Annotated in this window: 26 protein-coding genes; 1 reads left to right on the top strand and 25 read right to left on the bottom strand. The window is 66.6% G+C overall.

Annotated features, from left to right (window positions below; all coding sequences use genetic code 11):
• Position 1: 1 nt before the first annotated feature.
• Genes rpsE through rpsH form a run of 4 tightly spaced genes read right to left on the bottom strand, consistent with a single transcriptional unit; the run spans position 2 to position 2027 of the window.
• Positions 2–631, bottom strand: coding sequence for a 30S ribosomal protein S5 (gene rpsE, locus AB0K18_RS17135; protein WP_345395678.1), 630 nt, complete (start codon positions 629–631; stop codon positions 2–4).
• A 52-nt stretch (positions 632–683) separates the two neighbouring features.
• The gene (gene rplR, locus AB0K18_RS17130) at positions 684–1067 is read right to left on the bottom strand and encodes a 50S ribosomal protein L18 (protein WP_345395675.1); all 384 of its coding nucleotides are present in this window, start codon (positions 1065–1067) and stop codon (positions 684–686) included.
• A gap of 2 nt (positions 1068–1069) precedes the next feature.
• Positions 1070–1612, bottom strand: a complete 543-nt coding sequence (gene rplF / locus AB0K18_RS17125) for a 50S ribosomal protein L6 (protein ID WP_345395672.1) — start codon at positions 1610–1612, stop codon at positions 1070–1072.
• Positions 1613–1628: 16 nt separating this feature from the next.
• Positions 1629–2027 (bottom strand): 30S ribosomal protein S8, encoded by a 399-nt coding sequence (gene rpsH / locus AB0K18_RS17120; RefSeq protein WP_020542297.1) that lies wholly within the window; start codon positions 2025–2027, stop codon positions 1629–1631.
• On the opposite strand from rpsH, the gene AB0K18_RS17115 reads away from it, so the two are divergent.
• Positions 2026–2175, top strand: coding sequence for a hypothetical protein (locus AB0K18_RS17115; RefSeq protein ID WP_345395668.1), 150 nt, complete (start codon positions 2026–2028; stop codon positions 2173–2175). The genes rpsH and AB0K18_RS17115 overlap by 2 nt on opposite strands.
• A 45-nt stretch (positions 2176–2220) precedes the next feature.
• On the opposite strand, the gene AB0K18_RS17110 is transcribed toward AB0K18_RS17115, so the two are convergent.
• From AB0K18_RS17110 to AB0K18_RS17010, 21 genes are all read right to left on the bottom strand, one after another.
• Positions 2221–2406: a type Z 30S ribosomal protein S14 gene (locus tag AB0K18_RS17110; RefSeq protein ID WP_020542298.1), complete on the bottom strand. Its 186-nt coding sequence runs from the start codon at positions 2404–2406 to the stop codon at positions 2221–2223.
• A gap of 2 nt (positions 2407–2408) precedes the next feature.
• The gene (rplE, locus tag AB0K18_RS17105) at positions 2409–2984 is read right to left on the bottom strand and encodes a 50S ribosomal protein L5 (protein WP_345395665.1); all 576 of its coding nucleotides are present in this window, start codon (positions 2982–2984) and stop codon (positions 2409–2411) included.
• Positions 2984–3277: a 50S ribosomal protein L24 gene (rplX, locus tag AB0K18_RS17100; protein ID WP_364915379.1), complete on the bottom strand. Its 294-nt coding sequence runs from the start codon at positions 3275–3277 to the stop codon at positions 2984–2986. The genes rplE and rplX overlap by 1 nt, the downstream gene beginning before the upstream one ends.
• An 8-nt stretch (positions 3278–3285) precedes the next feature.
• Positions 3286–3657 carry a 50S ribosomal protein L14 gene (rplN, locus tag AB0K18_RS17095; RefSeq protein ID WP_026214151.1) on the bottom strand — a complete coding sequence of 124 codons (372 nt, stop codon included), beginning with the start codon at positions 3655–3657 and terminating at the stop codon, positions 3286–3288.
• A 191-nt stretch (positions 3658–3848) separates the two neighbouring features.
• Positions 3849–4148: a 30S ribosomal protein S17 gene (gene rpsQ, locus AB0K18_RS17090; RefSeq protein WP_345395660.1), complete on the bottom strand. Its 300-nt coding sequence runs from the start codon at positions 4146–4148 to the stop codon at positions 3849–3851.
• Positions 4141–4377, bottom strand: a complete 237-nt coding sequence (rpmC, locus tag AB0K18_RS17085; RefSeq protein WP_043623744.1) for a 50S ribosomal protein L29 — start codon at positions 4375–4377, stop codon at positions 4141–4143. The genes rpsQ and rpmC overlap by 8 nt, the downstream gene beginning before the upstream one ends.
• Complete coding sequence (gene rplP / locus AB0K18_RS17080) at positions 4377–4796, bottom strand: 50S ribosomal protein L16 (RefSeq protein WP_111180887.1); 420 nt, start codon at positions 4794–4796, stop codon at positions 4377–4379. Before rplP ends, rpmC begins: the two co-directional genes overlap by 1 nt.
• 2 nt (positions 4797–4798) lie before the next feature.
• The gene (rpsC, locus tag AB0K18_RS17075) at positions 4799–5641 is read right to left on the bottom strand and encodes a 30S ribosomal protein S3 (protein WP_355425609.1); all 843 of its coding nucleotides are present in this window, start codon (positions 5639–5641) and stop codon (positions 4799–4801) included.
• Positions 5641–5994, bottom strand: a complete 354-nt coding sequence (rplV, locus tag AB0K18_RS17070; RefSeq protein ID WP_103960883.1) for a 50S ribosomal protein L22 — start codon at positions 5992–5994, stop codon at positions 5641–5643. Before rplV ends, rpsC begins: the two co-directional genes overlap by 1 nt.
• A gap of 24 nt (positions 5995–6018) precedes the next feature.
• Positions 6019–6297, bottom strand: a complete 279-nt coding sequence (gene rpsS / locus AB0K18_RS17065; RefSeq protein ID WP_080043236.1) for a 30S ribosomal protein S19 — start codon at positions 6295–6297, stop codon at positions 6019–6021.
• A gap of 11 nt (positions 6298–6308) precedes the next feature.
• Positions 6309–7145: a 50S ribosomal protein L2 gene (gene rplB, locus AB0K18_RS17060; RefSeq protein ID WP_080043237.1), complete on the bottom strand. Its 837-nt coding sequence runs from the start codon at positions 7143–7145 to the stop codon at positions 6309–6311.
• A 106-nt stretch (positions 7146–7251) separates the two neighbouring features.
• Positions 7252–7554, bottom strand: coding sequence for a 50S ribosomal protein L23 (gene rplW / locus AB0K18_RS17055; RefSeq protein WP_080043238.1), 303 nt, complete (start codon positions 7552–7554; stop codon positions 7252–7254).
• A complete protein-coding gene (gene rplD, locus AB0K18_RS17050) occupies positions 7554–8201 on the bottom strand; it encodes a 50S ribosomal protein L4 (protein WP_345395638.1) in 648 nt (215 codons plus the stop codon). The genes rplW and rplD overlap by 1 nt, the downstream gene beginning before the upstream one ends.
• A complete protein-coding gene (gene rplC, locus AB0K18_RS17045) occupies positions 8198–8851 on the bottom strand; it encodes a 50S ribosomal protein L3 (RefSeq protein WP_355425618.1) in 654 nt (217 codons plus the stop codon). The genes rplD and rplC overlap by 4 nt, the downstream gene beginning before the upstream one ends.
• A 14-nt stretch (positions 8852–8865) precedes the next feature.
• A complete protein-coding gene (gene rpsJ, locus AB0K18_RS17040) occupies positions 8866–9174 on the bottom strand; it encodes a 30S ribosomal protein S10 (RefSeq protein WP_012887830.1) in 309 nt (102 codons plus the stop codon).
• Positions 9175–9477: 303 nt separating this feature from the next.
• The gene (gene tuf, locus AB0K18_RS17035) at positions 9478–10671 is read right to left on the bottom strand and encodes an elongation factor Tu (protein WP_345395632.1); all 1194 of its coding nucleotides are present in this window, start codon (positions 10669–10671) and stop codon (positions 9478–9480) included.
• A gap of 153 nt (positions 10672–10824) precedes the next feature.
• Positions 10825–12924 (bottom strand): elongation factor G, encoded by a 2100-nt coding sequence (gene fusA / locus AB0K18_RS17030; RefSeq protein ID WP_364914946.1) that lies wholly within the window; start codon positions 12922–12924, stop codon positions 10825–10827.
• Between the two features lie 33 nt (positions 12925–12957).
• Positions 12958–13428 (bottom strand): 30S ribosomal protein S7, encoded by a 471-nt coding sequence (rpsG, locus tag AB0K18_RS17025; protein ID WP_020542314.1) that lies wholly within the window; start codon positions 13426–13428, stop codon positions 12958–12960.
• 2 nt (positions 13429–13430) lie between these two features.
• Positions 13431–13805 (bottom strand): 30S ribosomal protein S12, encoded by a 375-nt coding sequence (gene rpsL / locus AB0K18_RS17020; RefSeq protein WP_020542315.1) that lies wholly within the window; start codon positions 13803–13805, stop codon positions 13431–13433.
• Between the two features lie 509 nt (positions 13806–14314).
• Positions 14315–18190 (bottom strand): DNA-directed RNA polymerase subunit beta', encoded by a 3876-nt coding sequence (locus AB0K18_RS17015; RefSeq protein ID WP_364914945.1) that lies wholly within the window; start codon positions 18188–18190, stop codon positions 14315–14317.
• A 16-nt stretch (positions 18191–18206) separates the two neighbouring features.
• On the bottom strand, positions 18207–18406 hold a 200-nt coding region (locus tag AB0K18_RS17010), incomplete at its 5' end, for a hypothetical protein (protein WP_355425630.1).

Raw genomic sequence — 18406 nt, 5'->3', positions numbered from 1 at the left:
ACTAGCTCACCGCCTTCGCCGCCGCCGCCTCGGCCAGGCCCTCGGCGCGAGCCTTGAGCATGGAGGCAGGAGCGACGTCCTCGATCGGCAGGCCACGGCGGGCGGCGATCTCCTCGGGGCGCGAGAGGCCCTTCAGAGCCGCCACGGTGGCGTGCACGATGTTGATCGGGTTGTCCGAGCCGAGCGACTTGGACAGCACGTCGTGGATGCCGGCGCACTCCAGCACCGCGCGCACCGGGCCGCCGGCGATGACGCCGGTACCGGCCGAGGCCGGACGCAGGAAGACGACACCGGCCGCCTCCTCGCCCTGCACGGTGTGCGGGATGGTGCCCTGGATGCGGGGCACCTTGAAGAAGTGCTTCTTGGCCTCTTCGACGCCCTTGGCGATGGCCGCGGGCACTTCCTTGGCCTTGCCGTAGCCGACGCCGACCAGGCCGTTGCCGTCACCGACGACGACCAGGGCGGTGAAGCTGAAGCGACGACCACCCTTCACGACCTTGGCCACTCGGTTGATCTTCACTACGCGCTCGATGTACGAGACGCCCTTGTCGGCGGCGCCACCGCGGCGATCGTCACGACGGTCCCGCCGCTCGCCACCGGTGCCGCCACCGCGACGCGGAGCTGCAGCCATCAGTGGTTCCTCATCTCAATTGCGGTCATCATTTGCGTTCCCCGGGCCCTCATCAGAATTCGAGCCCGCCCTCGCGCGCGCTGTCCGCCAGCGCGGCGATCCGGCCCGCATACCGGTTGCCACCGCGGTCGAAGACGACCTGGGTGATCCCGGCTTCCTTGGCCCGCTGAGCGAGGAGCTCGCCGACCTTCTTGGCCTTCTCGGTCTTGTCGGCCTCGAGCGAGCGCAGCGAGGCGTCCATGGTGGAGGCGCTCACCAGCGTGTGACCGACGGAGTCGTCCACGATCTGGACGAACATGTGACGGGTCGAACGGTTGACGACCAGGCGCGGACGCTCGGCCGTACCGACGACGTTCTTGCGGACGCGGCGGTGACGGCGGGCCCGCGAGACGGTGCGGGCAGCCGTGTGCTTGCTGAACGCAGTCTTCGGAGCCATGCCTACTTACCAGCCTTTCCGACCTTGCGGCGGATCTGTTCGCCCTGGTAGCGCACGCCCTTGCCCTTGTACGGGTCAGGCTTGCGCAACTTGCGGATGTTGGCCGCGACCTCGCCGACCTTCTGCTTGTCGATGCCGTCCACGTGGAACAGGGTCGGCTTCTCGACGCGGAAGGTGACGCCCTCGGGGGCGTCCACGATGACCGGGTGACTGAAGCCCAGAGAGAACTCCAGCTGCGTCGGCCCCTTGGCCTGGACGCGGTAACCGACGCCGACGATCTCAAGGCTCTTGGAGTAGCCCTGGGTGACGCCCTGCACCATGTTGGCGATCAGCGTCCTGGACAGGCCGTGCAGCGCACGGACCTTGTTCTCGTCGTTGGGCCGGGAGACGGCGATGGCGCCGTCGTCGTCGCGGACCACCTTGATGGGCTCCGCGACCTTGTGAGTGAGCGTGCCCTTGGGGCCCTTGACCTGGACGTCCTGGCCGTCGATCGTGATGTCAACGCCATTCGGCACAGGGATGGGCAGCCGTCCGATTCGCGACATGCTGTGTTCCTCCCCTCTACCAGACGTAGGCGAGGACTTCCCCGCCCACACCACGCTTGCCGGCCTGCTTGTCGGTCATGAGGCCGTGGGACGTCGAGATGATCGCGACGCCCAGTCCGCCCAGGACTCGAGGCAGGTTGTCCTTCTTCGCATAAACCCGCAGACCGGGCTTGGAAACCCGGCGCAGGCCCGCGAGCGACCGCTCACGGGTGGGCCCGAACTTGAGCTCCACCACGAGGTTCTTTCCAACCTTGGCGTCCTCGACGGTCCAAGCCTGGATGTAACCCTCCTGCTGGAGGATCTCGGCGATGTGCGCCTTGATCTTCGAGTACGGCATCGACACGCTGTCGTGGTACGCCGAATTCGCGTTGCGCAGACGCGTGAGCATGTCTGCGATCGGGTCGGTCATCGTCATGGCCAGTGGCCTTCCTCGCCGCGGTTTCCAGTCGGCCAAGCAGTTCGACTGGCTGAGTCCGCCTTTCGGCTACCTCACCCTGCTCTGCCGGTGGACCTACGGCGTGGTCACGGACGCCCCTTACGGGACGCCCTGTCTCTTCTACTGAATATGAATGCCTGAACGGGCGGCACGAGGCCGCCCCTCAGGTTACCTACCAGCTCGACTTGGTGATGCCGGGCAGCTCGCCACGGTGCGCCATCTCGCGGAAGCACACGCGGCAGAGCCCGAACTTGCGGTAGACGGCGCGCGGCCGGCCGCAGCGCGAGCACCGCGTGTACGCCCGGACCTCGAACTTCTGCTTGCGCCCCGCCTTGGCGATCAGCGACTTCTTCGCCATGATCAGGCCTCCTTGAAGGGGAAGCCGAGGAGCTTCAGCAGCGCCCGGCCCTGGTCGTCGTTCTTCGCGGTGGTCACGATCGTGATGTCCATGCCCCGCGGCCGGTCCACCTTGTCCTGGTCGACCTCGTGGAACATGACCTGCTCGGTCAGGCCGAACGTGTAGTTGCCGTTGCCGTCGAACTGCTTCGGCGACAGGCCACGGAAGTCCCTGATACGGGGCAGGGCCAGCGCCAGCAGACGGTCGAGGAACTCCCACATGCGGTCGCCGCGCAGCGTGACGTGCGCGCCGATCGGCATGCCCTCACGCAGCTTGAACTGCGCGATGGACTTGCGGGCCCGCACGACCGCCGGCTTCTGGCCGGTGATCGCGGTGAGGTCGCGAACGGCGCCTTCGATCAGCTTGGAGTCGCGAGCCGCCTCGCCGACACCCATGTTGACCTTGATCTTGGTGAGCGCCGGGATCTCCATGACGTTCTCGATGCCGAACTGCTCACGAAGCTGGTTCGCGATCTCCTCGCGGTACTTCGTCTTGAGTCGCGGCGTGGGGCGCTCGGTCTCGGTGGTCGTGGCAGTCATCAGCTGTCCTCACCCGTCTCGTCGGCCTTCTTCTCGTCGGCCTTCTTGTCGGCGGGCTTCTCGTCCTTCAGCCTCTTCACGTTCGACACGTGGATCGGAGCCTCCATGGTCTGCACGCCGCCCTGCTTGGCGCCGCGCGGGCCCTGGTGGGTCTCCTTGGTGTGCTTCTTGATCAGGTTGACGCCCTCGACCACCACGCGGTCCTCGCGCGGAAGAGCGGCGATCACGCGACCCTTGGCACCCTTGTCCTTGCCCGCGATGACCTGGACCAGGTCACCCTTCTTCACCGTCAGCTTCGGCATTACAGCACCTCCGGAGCGAGCGAGATGATGCGCATGAACTTCTTGTCGCGCAGCTCGCGGCCGACCGGGCCGAAGATACGAGTGCCGCGAGGGTCACCGCTGTCCTTGATGATGACGGCGGCGTTCTCGTCGAAGCGGATGTAGGAGCCGTCGGGCCGGCGGCGCTCCTTGACCGTACGGACGATGACGGCCTTGACCACATCGCCCTTCTTGACGCCCGTGCTGCCGGGCAGCGCGTCCTTGACTGTGGCGACGATGACGTCGCCGATACCGGCGTAGCGTCGGCCCGAGCCGCCGAGAACGCGGATGCAGAGAATCTCCTTGGCACCCGTGTTGTCGGCGACCTTGAGCCGCGACTCCTGCTGGATCACGTCTACTCCTGTTAGTCGCGCCGGTTCTCATCGCTGAGCCTGGCGGAACCTGTCATTGTCTTGTTCCCACGGCCACAGCGCCTCTAGAGCGCCGCACCGCAGGCGACGCGAGGCCCGTGGGCCTCGCGTCCTTGGACGCCGTCATGGGGGCTCTGAGAGCCCCCACGAGGCGCGGTATAGCGGAGAGAGCCTTACTTGGCCTTCTCGAGGATCTCCACGACCCTCCACCGCTTGGTGGCGGAGAGGGGGCGGGTCTCCATCAGCAGCACGCGGTCGCCGACGCCGCAGGCGTTGGACTCGTCGTGCGCCTTGTACTTGGTCGTCCTGCGGATGACCTTGCCGTAGAGACGGTGCTTGACGCGGTCCTCGACGGCGACGACGACGGTCTTGTCCATCTTGTCGCTGACGACGAGGCCCTCGCGGACCTTGCGGAAGTGCCGCTGATCCTTCTCCGCGCTCTCGGTGGTCTCAGTGGTCTCGGTCTCAGCCATCGCTCGTCTCCTTCTCGACCGTGACGATGCCGAGCTCACGCTCGCGCATCACGGTGTAGATACGGGCGATCTCGCGGCGGACGGCCCGCAGCCGCCCGTGGCTCTCCAACTGACCGGTCGCCGCCTGGAAGCGGAGGTTGAACAGCTCCTCCTTCGCCTCCTTCAGCTTCTGGACGAGGGTCTCCTCGTCCTCGAGCCGCAGCTCGCCGGCGGTCAGGCCCTTAGCCATCACGCCTCACCCACTTCACGCTTAACGATCTTGCACTTCATAGGCAGCTTGTGGATCGCACGCTGAAGCGCCTCGCGCGCGACCGGCTCCGCCACGCCGGACAGCTCGAACATCACGCGTCCGGGCTTGACGTTGGCGATCCACCACTCCGGAGAACCCTTACCGGAACCCATGCGGGTCTCGGCCGGCTTCTTCGTCAGGGGACGGTCGGGGTAGATGTTGATCCACACCTTGCCGCCACGGCGGATGTGACGGGTCATGGCGATACGAGCGGACTCGATCTGGCGGTTGGTCACGTAGGAGTGCTCAATCGCCTGAATGCCGAACTCGCCGAACACGACCCTGGTGCCGCCCTTGGCGGCTCCGCTGCGGTCAGGCCGGTGCTGCTTGCGGTGCTTGACCCTGCGCGGGATCAGCATGGTCAGCTCCCTTCAGCACCCGGCTGAGCAGCCGGGCCGGTCTCAGGGGCGGCCTGCGCGGCCGCCTCGTTACGGGGGGCGCGGTCGCCGCGGCCACCACCACGACGGGGGCGGTCACCGCCACCACGACGCGGACGGTCGCCGCCACCACGACGGTCGTCGCGGTCACGACGCTGGCCGGCACGAGCGCCGGCGGCGGCCGCCTCGCGCTCGGCGCGGCTGGTCGGAGCCTCGCCCTTGTAGATCCAGACCTTCACGCCGATGCGGCCGAAGGTCGTACGGGCCTCGTAGAAGCCGTAGTCGATGTCCGCGCGGAGCGTGTGCAGCGGCACGCGGCCCTCGCGGTAGAACTCCGACCTCGACATCTCGGCGCCGCCCAGACGACCGGAGCACTGGACACGGATGCCCTTGGCGCCGGACTTCATGGCCGACTGCATCGCCTTGCGCATGGCGCGGCGGAACGAGACACGGCTGGACAGCTGCTCGGCGACGCCCTGCGCGACGAGCTGCGCGTCGATCTCCGGGTTCTTGACCTCGAGGATGTTGAGCTGGACCTGCTTCTTGGTCAGCTTCTCCAGGTCGCCGCGGATGCGGTCGGCCTCGGCGCCGCGGCGGCCGATCACGATGCCGGGACGCGCGGTGTGGATGTCCACCTGCACGCGGTCCGTGGTGCGCTCGATCTCGACCTTGGAGATGCCGGCCCGCTCCATGCCCTTCTGCAGCATGCGGCGGATCGCGACGTCCTCAGCGACGTACGACTTGTACAGCTTGTCGGCGTACCACCGGCTCTTGAAGTCGGTCGTGATGCCGAGGCGGAACCCGTGCGGGTTAACCTTCTGGCCCACTATCGGGTCCTTCCCTTCGGCTCGCGGGACTCCACGATCACAGTGATGTGGCTCGTCCGCTTGTTGATCCGATAGGCACGACCCTGGGCACGCGGACGGAACCGCTTCAGCGTCGGGCCCTCGTCGACCCACGCGCGGCTCACGACGAGCGTGCTGGGGTCGAGATCGAAGTTGTGCTCGGCGTTCGCCATGGCGGAGCTGAGCACCTTGTAGATCGGCTCGCTCGCCGACTGGGGAGCGAACTGCAGCACGGCCTGCGCCTCCGAAGCGGGCAGCCCGCGAATAAGGTCCACCACGCGGCGGGCCTTGAGGGGCGTGACACGGACGAACCGCGCCTGAGCCCTGGCTTCCATCGCTTTCTCCTACTTCCGGGACGCTTACCGCCGGCTGCGGCGGTCTTCCTTGACGTGGCTGCGGAACGTCCGCGTCGGGGCGAACTCTCCGAGCTTGTGGCCGATCATGGACTCGGTGACGAACACCGGGACGTGCTTGCGGCCGTCGTGCACGGCGATCGTGTGCCCGAGCATGTCGGGAACGATCATGGAGCGCCGCGACCACGTCTTGATGACGTTCTTGGTGCCCTTCTCGTTCTGGGCGTCCACCTTCTTCTGAAGGTGTTCGTCCACGAAGGGACCCTTCTTAAGGCTACGTGGCATCTCGGCTGCTCCTACCGCTTCTTCCTCTTGCTCCGACGACGGATGATCAGCCGGTCGCTGGCCTTGTTGGCCTGGCGGGTGCGGCCCTCGGGCTTGCCCTTCGGGTTCACCGGGTGGCGACCACCGGAGGTCTTGCCCTCACCACCACCGTGCGGGTGATCGACGGGGTTCATCGCGACACCGCGAACGGTCGGGCGCTTGCCCTTCCACCGCATACGGCCGGCCTTGCCCCAGTTGATGTTGGCCTGCTCGGCGTTGCCGACCTGGCCGACGGTCGCCCGGCAGCGCACGTCGACCATGCGCATTTCACCGGACGGCATACGCAGGGTGGCGTACTGGCCTTCCTTGGCGAGCAGCTGGATCTGAGCGCCCGCGGAGCGGCCGAGCTTGGCGCCGCCGCCCGGACGGAGCTCCACCGCGTGGATGAAGGTACCCGTCGGGATGTTGCGCAGCGGCAGGCAGTTGCCCGGCTTGATGTCGGCAGCGGGGCCGTTCTCGATTCGGTCGCCCTGCTTCAGGCCGGTCGGCGCGATGATGTAGCGCTTCTCGCCGTCGGCGTAGTGCAGCAGAGCGATATTGGCGGTGCGGTTGGGGTCGTACTCGATGTGAGCGACCTTGGCCGGGATGCCGTCCTTGTCATGCCTACGGAAGTCGATGATCCGGTAGGCGCGCTTGTGACCGCCGCCCTGGTGGCGAGCGGTGACTCGGCCGTGTACGTTGCGGCCGCCCTTGCTGTGAAGGGGTGCAAGCAGCGACTTCTCAGGCGTGCTGCGGGTGATCTCGGAGAAGTCCGAGACACTCGACCCGCGGCGACCTGGGGTCGTCGGCTTGTACTTACGGATGCCCATCTTTTTCGTTCATCCTTCGTCGGTTACATGGGTGAGCCCGCCGCACCGGAGTGCGACGGTCTCACCCCGCGCGTGGCCCTGCGGCCCGCGCTCATTCCTATGGCTGCTAGCCGATCTGACCGAAGATGTCGATCCGATCGCCCTCTACCAGGCTCACGATCGCGCGCTTGGTGTCGGGACGCTTGCCGTAGCCGGTACGGGTCCGCTTGCGCTTGCCCTGCCGGTTGATGGTGTTCACGCTGGTGACCTTGACCCCGAAGATCTGCTCAACGGCGATCTTGACCTGGGTCTTGTTCGCGGTCTTCTTCACCAGGAACGTGTACTTGTTGTTCTCATCGATCAGGCCGTAGCTCTTCTCAGAGACGACCGGCTTGATGATGATGTCGCGCGGGTCGGCGATCTTCTCCATCAGGCGTCTTCCTTCCCGCCACTCAGCCGCGCCACGACCTGGTCGTACGCCTCCTGGGTGAAGACCACGTCGTCGGCCACGAGCACGTCGTAGGTGTTGAGCTGCCCGGCGTCCAGCAGGTGGACCTCCGGAGCGTTGCGCAGGCTCAGCCAGCTCAGCTCGTCGTCCGCGTCGACCACGACGAGGACGCGCGGGGCCTGGGTGATCTTGCGCAGAGCCTCCAGGGCGGCCTTGGTCTTGGGCGTCTCGCCCGAGACCAGCGAGCTCACCACGTGGACGCGACCGCCGCCGGCCCGGTCGGACAGGGCGCCGCGCAGGGCGGCGGCCTTCATCTTCTTGGGCGTGCGCTGCGAGTAGTCGCGCGGCACGGGGCCGTGGACGGTGCCACCGCCGGCGAACTGCGGCGCGCGGGTCGAGCCCTGACGGGCGCGGCCGGTGCCCTTCTGGCGGTACGGCTTCTTGCCGCCGCCGGAGACCTCACCACGGGTCTTGGCCTTGTGGGTGCCCTGCCGGCGAGCGGCGAGCTGAGCCACGACCACCTGGTGGATCAGAGGTACGTTGACCTTCGCGCCGAAGATGTCTTCGGGCAGGTCGACGGTGCCGGTCTTCGCGCCGCTGGCGTCGAGGACGTCGATAGTGGTGCTCACTTGGATGCCCCCTTCTTGGCAGCGGTACGGACGAGGACCAGGCTGCCGTTGGCGCCGGGGATCGCACCCTTGATCAGGATGAGACCCTTCTCGGCGTCGACGGAGTGAACCTTCAGGCTCTGCACGGTGGTGCGGACGTTACCCATCCGACCGGCCATGCGCAGACCCTTGAAAACGCGGCCCGGGGTGGCGCAGCCACCGATGGAACCCGGCGAGCGGTGCTTGCGCTGCGTACCGTGCGACGCGCCCAGACCACCGAAGCCGTGCCGCTTCATGACACCGGCGAAGCCCTTGCCCTTGCTCTTGCCCGTCACGTCGACGAACTGGCCGGCCTCGAAAGTGTCGGCCAGCAGCTCCTGGCCCAGGGTGTAGTCGCTCGCGTCGTCGGTGCGGATCTCCGCGAAGTAACGGCGCGGGGTGATGTCGTGCTTACGCAGGTAGTCGCCGAGCGGCTTGTTGACCTTCCGGGGGTCGACCTGCCCGAAGCCGAGCTGTACGGCGGAGTAGCCGTCCTTCTCAGGAGTGCGGACGCGGGTCACCACGCACGGACCGGCCTCGACCACGGTCACCGGCACCATCCGGTTGTCCGCGTCGAAGACCTGGGTCATGCCGAGCTTCTTGCCCAGGACGCCCTTGATCGTCTTAGCCATGTCAGTGCGTTCCCTCAGAGCTTGATCGAAATGTCGACACCCGCGGGGAGGTCGAGCCGCATGAGCGAGTCGACCGTCTTGGGGGTCGGGTCGATGATGTCAATCAGCCGCTTGTGCGTGCGCATCTCGAAGTGCTCGCGGCTGTCCTTGTACTTGTGCGGCGAGCGGATGACGCAGTACACGTTCTTCTCGGTCGGCAGCGGCACCGGGCCCGCGACCTTCGCGCCAGTCCGCGTCACCGTCTCGACGATCTTCTTGGCCGAGCTGTCGATGACCTCGTGGTCATAGGCCTTAAGCCGGATGCGGATCTTCTGTCCCGCCATAGTGGCCTCGGTGTCCTTCGCTGTCGTCTGAAAAAGTATCGTGCGGCCTGTTGCCGCTGTTCGTGCAGGTCGAAGCCTGCGTAACCCCACGAGGCAGACGTAGTCGATCTGCCTTTTCTTCCGTGATCCGGCAGTGACTTCGGTCACGTGATGCTTGCCGGCCGAAGCCACTGCTGGATCACGGCGCCTTGCATGGGGCCTGTGCCGCCGGCCCCCGCCCGCTCGCGCGGGCGGATTCCGGCTGTGACGTGGTACGGCGGTCGGTCCCGGAGCCCGGGGCCGACCGCCGCCCCGACGGTCTGGCTACTTGATGATCTTCGTGACCCGACCGGCGCCGACGGTGCGGCCACCCTCACGGATCGCGAACTTGAGGCCTTCCTCCATGGCGATGGGCTGGATCAGCTCAACGCGCATCTCGGTGTTGTCGCCCGGCATGACCATCTCGGTGCCCTCGGGGAGGTTCACCACACCGGTCACGTCCGTCGTACGGAAGTAGAACTGCGGGCGGTAGTTGTTGAAGAACGGCGTGTGGCGGCCGCCCTCGTCCTTGGACAGGATGTAGACCTGGCCGGTGAACTCGGTGTGCGGGGTGGTCGTGCCCGGCTTGATGATGCACTGGCCGCGCTCGACGTCGTCGCGCTTGATGCCGCGGAGCAGCAGGGCGGCGTTGTCACCCGCGTGACCCTCGTCGAGCATCTTGTTGAACATCTCGATGCTGGTGACGGTGGTCGTCGTCTTCTCCGGCTTGATGCCGATGATGTCGACCTGCTCGTTGACCTTGACGATGCCGCGCTCGATACGACCGGTGACGACGGTGCCGCGACCGGTGATCGAGAAGACGTCCTCGACCGGCATGAGGAACGGCTTCTCCGTGTCACGCGGCGGCTCGGGGACGTTCTCGTCCACGGCGTTCATGAGCTCGATGATGCTGTCGGCCCACTTCTCGTCACCCTCAAGGGCCTTGAGAGCGGAGACGCGGACGACGGGCAGGTCGTCGCCGGGGAACTCCTGAGCGGAGAGGAGCTCACGGACCTCGAGCTCGACGAGCTCCAGGATCTCCTCGTCGTCGACCATGTCGGCCTTGTTGAGGGCCACGACGATGTAGGGGACGCCGACCTGGCGGGCCAGGAGGACGTGCTCCTTCGTCTGCGGCATCGGGCCGTCGGTGGCGGCGACCACGAGGATGGCGCCGTCCATCTGGGCGGCACCGGTGATCATGTTCTTCACGTAGTCGGCGTGACCAGGGCAGTCGACGTGCGCGTAGTGGCGCTTCTCGGTCTGGTACTCGACGTGCGCGATGGAGATCGTAATGCCGCGAGCCTTCTCCTCCGGCGCCTTGTCGATCTTGTCGAACGGCGTGGCGGCGTTGAGCTCAGGGTAACGGTCGTGGAGCACCTTGGTGATCGCCGCGGTCAGCGTGGTCTTGCCGTGGTCGATGTGCCCAATGGTGCCGATGTTCATGTGCGGCTTGTTCCGCTCGAACTTGGCCTTGCCCACTGGTTCTCTCCTTAGAGAATCTGACTGACTTTCGTCTACACACTCGGGCCCGGGAGATTCCGAACCCCTTGGCGGTGCGGTGGCCGCTGTGACCACCGCACCAGGGACCAGGACGTGAGCCCGGTCCGTCCGCTCGCGCGGCCGGACCGGAGACTACTCGCCCCGGGCCTTCGCGACGATCTCCTTGGCGATGCCCGGAGGCACCTCCGCGTAGGAGTCGAACAGCATGCTGTAGCTCGCGCGCCCCTGCGTCTTGCTACGCAGGTCACCCACGTAGCCGAACATCTCAGACAGCGGCACGAGCGCCTGGACGACACGGGCGCCGGCCCGCTCGTCCATCGACTGGATCTGCCCGCGGCGACCGTTGAGGTCACCGATGACATCACCCATGTAGTCCTCGGGCGTGGTCACCTCGACGGCCATCATCGGCTCGAGGAGCACGGCGTCCGCCTTGCGCGCGGCCTCCTTGAAGGCCATCGAGCCAGCGATCTTGAACGCCATTTCCGAGGAGTCAACGTCGTGGGCCGCACCGTCGGTCAGCGTCACCTTCACGCCGACCATCGGGTAACCGGCCAGCACGCCGAACTCGGCGGCCTCCTGGGCGCCGGCGTCGACCGACGGGATGTACTCCCTCGGGACGCGGCCACCGGTGACCTTGTTCTCGAACTCGTAGCCGTCGTTGCCTTCGCCCAGCGGCTCGAGGTCGATGATCACCCGCGCGAACTGACCGGAACCACCGGTCTGCTTCTTGTGGGTGTAGTCGATCTTCTCCACCTTGCGGCGGATGGTCTCGCGGTAGGCCACCTGCGGGCGGCCCACGTTGGCCTCGACCTTGAACTCGCGACGCATGCGGTCGACGAGGATCTCCAGGTGAAGCTCGCCCATGCCCCAGATGACCGTCTGACCGGTCTCCTCGTCACGACGGACCTGGAAGGACGGGTCCTCCTCGGCCAGCCGCTGAATGGCGGTGGACAGCTTCTCCTGGTCGCCCTTGGTCTTGGGCTCGATGGCGACGTTGATGACCGGAGCCGGGAACGTCATCGACTCGAGCACGACCTGGTTCGACGGGTCGGACAGGGTGTCGCCGGTCGTGGTGTCCTTCAGACCCATGACCGCGACGATCTGGCCGGCGATCGCCGTCGGGCGCTCCTCACGCTTGTTCGCGTGCATCTGGTAGATCTTGCCGATCCGCTCCTTCTTGCCCTTCACAGAGTTGACGACCTGTGAACCGGCCTCGAGCGTGCCCGAGTAGATGCGGATGTAGGTGATCTTGCCCAGGTGCGGGTCACTCGCGATCTTGAACGCCAGCGCCGAGAAAGGCTCGGTCGGGTCGGCGTGCCGCTCGATGACCTTCTCCTCGTTGCCGACCGCGTGGCCCTTGAAGGAGGGGATGTCGGTCGGGGCGGGGAGGTAGGCGACGATCGCGTCGAGCAGGGGCTGCACGCCCTTGTTCTTGAACGCGGTGCCGCACAGGACCGGGTTGATGGCGCTGGACAGGGTCGCCCGGCGGATGGCCGCGACCAGCTGCTCCTCGGTGGGCTCGGTGCCCTCGAGGTAGAGCTCCATCAGCTCGTCGTCGTTCTCGGCGACGGTCTCGATGAGCCGGTCACGCCACTCGCGGGCGGCGTCGGCGTGGTCGGCCGGGATGTCGACGGTGTCGTACATCTCGCCCTTGGCCGCCTCGGCGCTCCAGACGAGACCCTTCATCTTGATCAGGTCGATGACGCCCTTGAAGTCGGCCTCGACACCCAGCGGAAGCTGGATGACGGCCGGCGTGGCGCCGAGACGGCTGATCATCATGTCGACGCAGCGGTGGAACTCCGCGCCGACCCGGTCCATCTTGTTCACGAAGCAGATGCGCGGAACGTTGTAGCGGTCAGCCTGCCGCCACACCGTCTCCGACTGGGGCTCGACACCCGCGACACCGTCGAAGACGGCGACGGCCCCGTCGAGGACGCGGAGCGAACGCTCCACCTCGATGGTGAAGTCGACGTGGCCGGGAGTGTCGATGATGTTGATGGTGTGACCGAGCCACTCGCACGTCGTCGCGGCAGACGTGATGGTGATGCCGCGCTCCTGCTCCTGCTCCATCCAGTCCATCGTGGCAGCGCCCTCGTGGACCTCACCGATCTTGTAGTTGATACCGGTGTAGAACAGGATGCGCTCGGTCGTGGTGGTCTTGCCCGCGTCGATATGGGCCATGATCCCGATGTTGCGGACCTTGGCCAGGTCAAGAGCGGTCGTGGTGGCCACTTCTCTCGCGTCCTCGTCGTCTCGTCGGGTCCACTACCAGCGGTAGTGGGCGAAGGCCTTGTTGGACTCGGCCATCTTGTGGGTGTCCTCGCGCTTCTTCACGCTCGCCCCGAGGCCGTTGCTGGCGTCGAGGAGCTCGTTCATGAGGCGCTCGGTCATGGTCTTCTCGCGGCGGGCGCGGGAGTACTGCACCAGCCAGCGCAGGGCCAGGGTGGTGCTGCGCGCGGCGCGCACCTCGACCGGCACCTGGTAGGTCGCGCCACCGACGCGACGGCTGCGGACCTCGAGGGTCGGCTTGACGTTGTCAAGCGCGCGCTTCAGGGTGACGACCGGGTCGTTGCCCGTCTTCTCCCTGCAGCCCTCAAGGGCGCCGTAGACGATCGACTGCGCGATGGAGCGCTTGCCGTCCAGAAGCACCTTGTTGATCAGGGCGGTCACCAGCGGCGAGCTGTAAACCGGGTCAGCCATCAGCTGACGACGGCCAGGAGAACCCTTACGCGGCATTGTTAGCTCTTCTCCTTCTTCGCGCCGTAGCGGCTGCGGGCCTGCTTGCGGTTGCGGACACCCTGGGTGTCGAGCGAACCGCGGATGATCTTGTAGCGAACACCAGGCAGGTCCTTCACACGACCGCCACGCACGAGCACGATGGAGTGCTCCTGCAGGTTGTGGCCCACACCGGGGATGTAAGCCGTGACCTCGATGCCGTTCGTGAGCCGAACGCGGGCCACCTTGCGCAGTGCCGAGTTGGGCTTCTTCGGGGTGGTGGTGTAAACGCGCTGGCACACGCCGCGCCGCTGCGGACTCCCCTTGAGGGCAGGAGTCTTGGTCTTGGAGACCTTGTCCTGCCGGCCCTTGCGGACCAACTGCTGAATAGTGGGCACTGCCACTCCGTTTCGTGCCTTGGCCGGTGTTACGTCATGGGTCTTGCGTCGCAGGTACTGCCGGTGTCATGACCTGCTGGTTTTTCTTGTCTCGGTGCCCCCGCGCTCGGGCGTGTCGCGCTATTCGCACAGACACATCCGCGAGGATTACGAGCCAGGAAGCCGTCCCGCGCCCGCAATTGAGCGCACGGTCGAGAGCCCGTTAGAAGACGGGCACGATGCTCAAGACTACCCAGGCCCTGGCGACACGTCAAAACGGCGCGGCAATGCGGGCAAGCCTTGCCACTCCGGGTCGCCTGGGCCTATTCATCCAGCCCATCCACAGCTCCGGACCAATGATATAGGCCCCCGGGGTGTCCCGTCCCCAAGTCGGCGAACCGCCACCTGACCGTAACCGTGTTTTGTCCCACTCCACGCCGGATGACTACGTACGCGCCTGTGAGCGTGCCGGAAAAGGGACGCGCCCGAGCCCCTCGCCGAGGGACCCGGGCGCGCCGCCCTGAGCCGTCTTACCGGTTGTACTGGCCGAAGTCGTACTCCTCCAGCGGCACGGCCTCGCCGCTGCCGGTGCCGAAGGTGTAGTCGGCCGCGGAGCCGTCGTAGCCACCGACGGTGTACATCGCCGCCTTGGCCTCCTCGGTCGGCTCGACCCGGATGTTGCGGTATTGGGGCATGCCCGTACCGGCCGGGATGAGCTTACCGATGATGACGTTCTCCTTCAGGCCCAGCAGCGAGTCGGACTTGGCGTGGATCGCCGCGTCCGTCAGCACCCTGGTCGTCTCCTGGAAGGAGGCCGCCGACAGCCACGACTCGGTGGCCAGCGACGCCTTCGTGATGCCCATGAGGACCGGACGGCCGGCGGCCGGCGAGCCGCTCTCCGCCACCGTCTCGCGGTTCATCTGCTCGAAGCGCGGACGCTCCACGAGCTCGCCGGGCAGCAGGTCGGTGTCACCGGACTCCAGCACGTTCACGCGCTTGAGCATCTGCCGCACGATGATCTCGATGTGCTTGTCGTGGATCGACACACCCTGCGAGCGGTAGACCTGCTGGACCTCCGCCACCAGGTGCAGCTGCACGGCCCGCGGGCCGAGGATGCGCAGCACCTCGTTGGGGTTGACCGCACCGGCCACCAGCTGCTGGCCGACCGTGACGCGCTGGCCCTCCTGCACGAGCAGGCGCGAACGCATCGAGACCGGGTAGGCGATCTCCTCCGACCCGTCGTCGGGGGTGATCACGATCTTCCTGGTCTTGTCGGTCTCGTCAATCCTGACCCGGCCCTCGGCCTCGGAGATCGGGGCGACACCCTTGGGGATGCGCGCCTCGAACAGCTCCGTGACACGCGGCAGACCGTGGGTGATGTCGGCGCCCGCCACACCACCGGTGTGGAAGGTCCGCATCGTCAGCTGCGTGCCGGGCTCACCGATCGACTGGGCGGCGATGATGCCGACGGCCTCGCCGACGTCCACGAGCTTGCCGGTGGCCAGCGACCGGCCGTAGCAGGTCGCGCAGACACCGATCTTGGCCTCGCAGACGAGCGCGCTGCGGGTGCGGACGGTCTCGACGCCCGCCTCCACCAGCTTCGTCACGTGGATGTCGTTGATGTCGACGCCCGCCGGGACGATGACCTTGCCGTCGACCTCGACGTCCTCGGCCAGGATGCGGCCGTGCACGTTGGACTCGGCGTTCTCCGCCTTGACCAGGTTGCCCGAGGCGTCGCGGTCGGCCACGTGGAGCGGGACCGCGCGGTCGGTGCCGCAGTCGATCTCGCGCACGATGACGTCCTGGGCGACGTCGACCAGACGACGGGTCAGGTAACCCGAGTCGGCGGTACGCAGCGCGGTGTCGGCCAGACCCTTCCGCTGACCGTGGGTGGAGATGAAGTACTCCAGCACCGACAGGCCCTCGCGGAACGAGGCCTTGATCGGCCGCGGGATCGTCTCACCCTTGGTGTTGGACACCAGACCACGGATGCCGGCGATCTGCCGGACCTGCATCTTGTTACCACGGGCGCCGGAGTTGACCATCATCCAGACCGGGTTGGTCGCCGGGAAGGCGTTGACCATGTCGGTCTCGACGTCGGCCGTGGCGTGGGTCCAGATCTCGATGAGCTCCTGACGGCGCTCCTCGTCGGTGATCAGACCACGCTCGTACTCGCGCTGGACCTTGTCGGCCCGGCGCTCGTAGTTCTCCATGATGTCGGTCTTGTTCGGGGGCGCGACGACGTCCTCGATCGAGATCGTGACACCGGAGCGGGTCGCCCAGCGGAAGCCGGCGTCCTTGAGCGCGTCGAGCGAGTTGGCGACCTCGATCTTCGGGTAGGTCTCCGCCAGCTCGTTCACGATCGTCGACAGCTGCTTCTTGCCGACCTGGAAGTCGACGAAGGGGTAGCTGTCCGGCAGCGTCTGGTTGAACAGGCACCGCCCGAACGTGGTCTCGAGCCGGATCGGGTCACCCTGCTCCCAGCCCTCGGGAGCGACCCACTCGCGCGGCGGCAGGACGTCCTTGAGCCGGATCTGGATCTTCGCCTGGATCTCCAGCTCGCGGCGGTCGAAGGCCATCTGCGCCTCGGCGATCGAGCCGAACACGCGGCCCTCACCCTTGGCGCCCTCCTTCATGGTGGTCAGCCAGTAGAGGCCGATCACCATGTCCTGCGTCGGCATGGTGACGGGCTTGCCGTCGGCCGGCTTGAGGATGTTGTTGGTCGAGAGCATCAGGATGCGTGCCTCGGCCTGGGCCTCAGCCGACAGCGGCAGGTGCACCGCCATCTGGTCGCCGTCGAAGTCCGCGTTGAACGCGGTGCAGACGAGCGGGTGGATCTGGATGGCCTTGCCCTCCACGAGCTGCGGCTCGAACGCCTGGATGCCCAGGCGGTGGAGCGTCGGCGCGCGGTTGAGCAGGACCGGGTGCTCGGTGATGACCTCTTCGAGCACGTCCCACACCACGGGGCGGGCGCGCTCGACCATCCGCTTGGCCGACTTGATGTTCTGGGCGTGGTTGAGATCGACCAGCCTCTTCATCACGAACGGCTTGAACAGCTCCAGCGCCATCTGCTTGGGCAGACCGCACTGGTGCAGCTTGAGCTGCGGGCCGACGACGATGACCGAACGGCCGGAGTAGTCGACGCGCTTGCCCAGAAGGTTCTGGCGGAAGCGACCCTGCTTACCCTTCAGCATGTCGCTGAGGGACTTCAGCGGCCTGTTGCCGGGACCGGTGACCGGGCGACCGCGACGGCCGTTGTCGAACAGCGCGTCGACGGCCTCCTGCAGCATCCGCTTCTCGTTGTTCACGATGATCTCGGGCGCACCGAGGTCGAGCAGACGCTTGAGGCGGTTGTTCCGGTTGATGACCCGGCGGTAGAGGTCGTTGAGGTCGGAGGTCGCGAACCGGCCACCGTCGAGCTGCACCATCGGGCGCAGGTCCGGCGGGATGACCGGGATGCAGTCGAGCACCATGCCGCGCGGCGAGTTGGTCGTGTTGAGGAACGCCGACACGACCTTGAGCCGCTTGAGCGCGCGGGCCTTCTTCTGGCCCTTGCCGCTGCGGATGGTCTCGCGCAGGTTCTCGGCCTCGGCGTCGAGGTCGAAGCTGATCAGGCGGTCCTGGATCGCCTGCGCGCCCATGCCGCCCTTGAAGTAGCGGCCGAAGCGGTCACGCATCTCGCGGTAGAGCAGCTCGTCGCCCTCGAGGTCCTGGACCTTGAGGTTCTTGAAGCGGCTCCAGACCTCGTCGAGGCGGTCGAGCTCGCGCTGCGCGCGGTCGCGCAGCTGACGCATCTCGCGCTCGGCGCCCTCACGCACCTTGCGGCGCTGGTCGCCCTTGGCGCCGGCGGCCTCGAGCTCGGCCAGGTCGGACTCGAGCTTCTTCTGCCTGGCCTCGATGTCGGCGTCACGGCGCTGCTCGATGTGCTGCCGCTCGACGGAGATCTTCGCCTCCAGCGAGGGCAGGTCACGCTCACGCAGCTCGGTGTCGACATGCGTGATCATGTACGCCGCGAAGTAGATGACCTTCTCCAGGTCCTTCGGGGCGAGGTCGAGCAGGTAGCCGAGGCGCGACGGAACGCCCTTGAAGTACCAGATGTGCGTGACCGGCGCGGCCAGCTCGATGTGGCCCATCCGCTCACGACGCACCTTGGCGCGAGTCACCTCGACGCCACAGCGCTCACAGATGATGCCCTTGAACCGGACTCGCTTGTACTTACCGCAGTAGCACTCCCAGTCGCGGGTCGGACCGAAGATCTTCTCGCAGAAGAGCCCGTCCTTCTCCGGCTTGAGGGTGCGGTAGTTGATCGTCTCCGGCTTCTTGACCTCGCCGTGCGACCACTGACGGATGTCGTCGGCCGTCGCCAGCCCGATCCGAAGCTCGTCGAAGAAGTTGACGTCCAGCATTTGTGCGATCTCCCCCTCAGACTTCTTCCACGCTGCTCGGCTCACGCCGGGACAGATCGATACCGAGCTCCTCCGCTGCGCGGAAGACGTCCTCGTCGGTGTCGCGCATCTCGATGGACATGCCGTCGCTGGAGAGCACCTCGACGTTGAGGCACAGCGACTGCATCTCCTTGATCAGCACCTTGAACGACTCGGGAATGCCCGGCTCGGGGATGT

The organism is Nonomuraea sp. NPDC049421 (assembly GCF_040677005.1).
In the GTDB taxonomy this organism is placed as follows: Bacteria; Actinomycetota; Actinomycetes; order Streptosporangiales; family Streptosporangiaceae; genus Nonomuraea; species Nonomuraea salmonea.
Note: the sequence above shows the minus strand (reverse complement) of the source record. Positions and strands in the feature narration are given on the sequence as shown.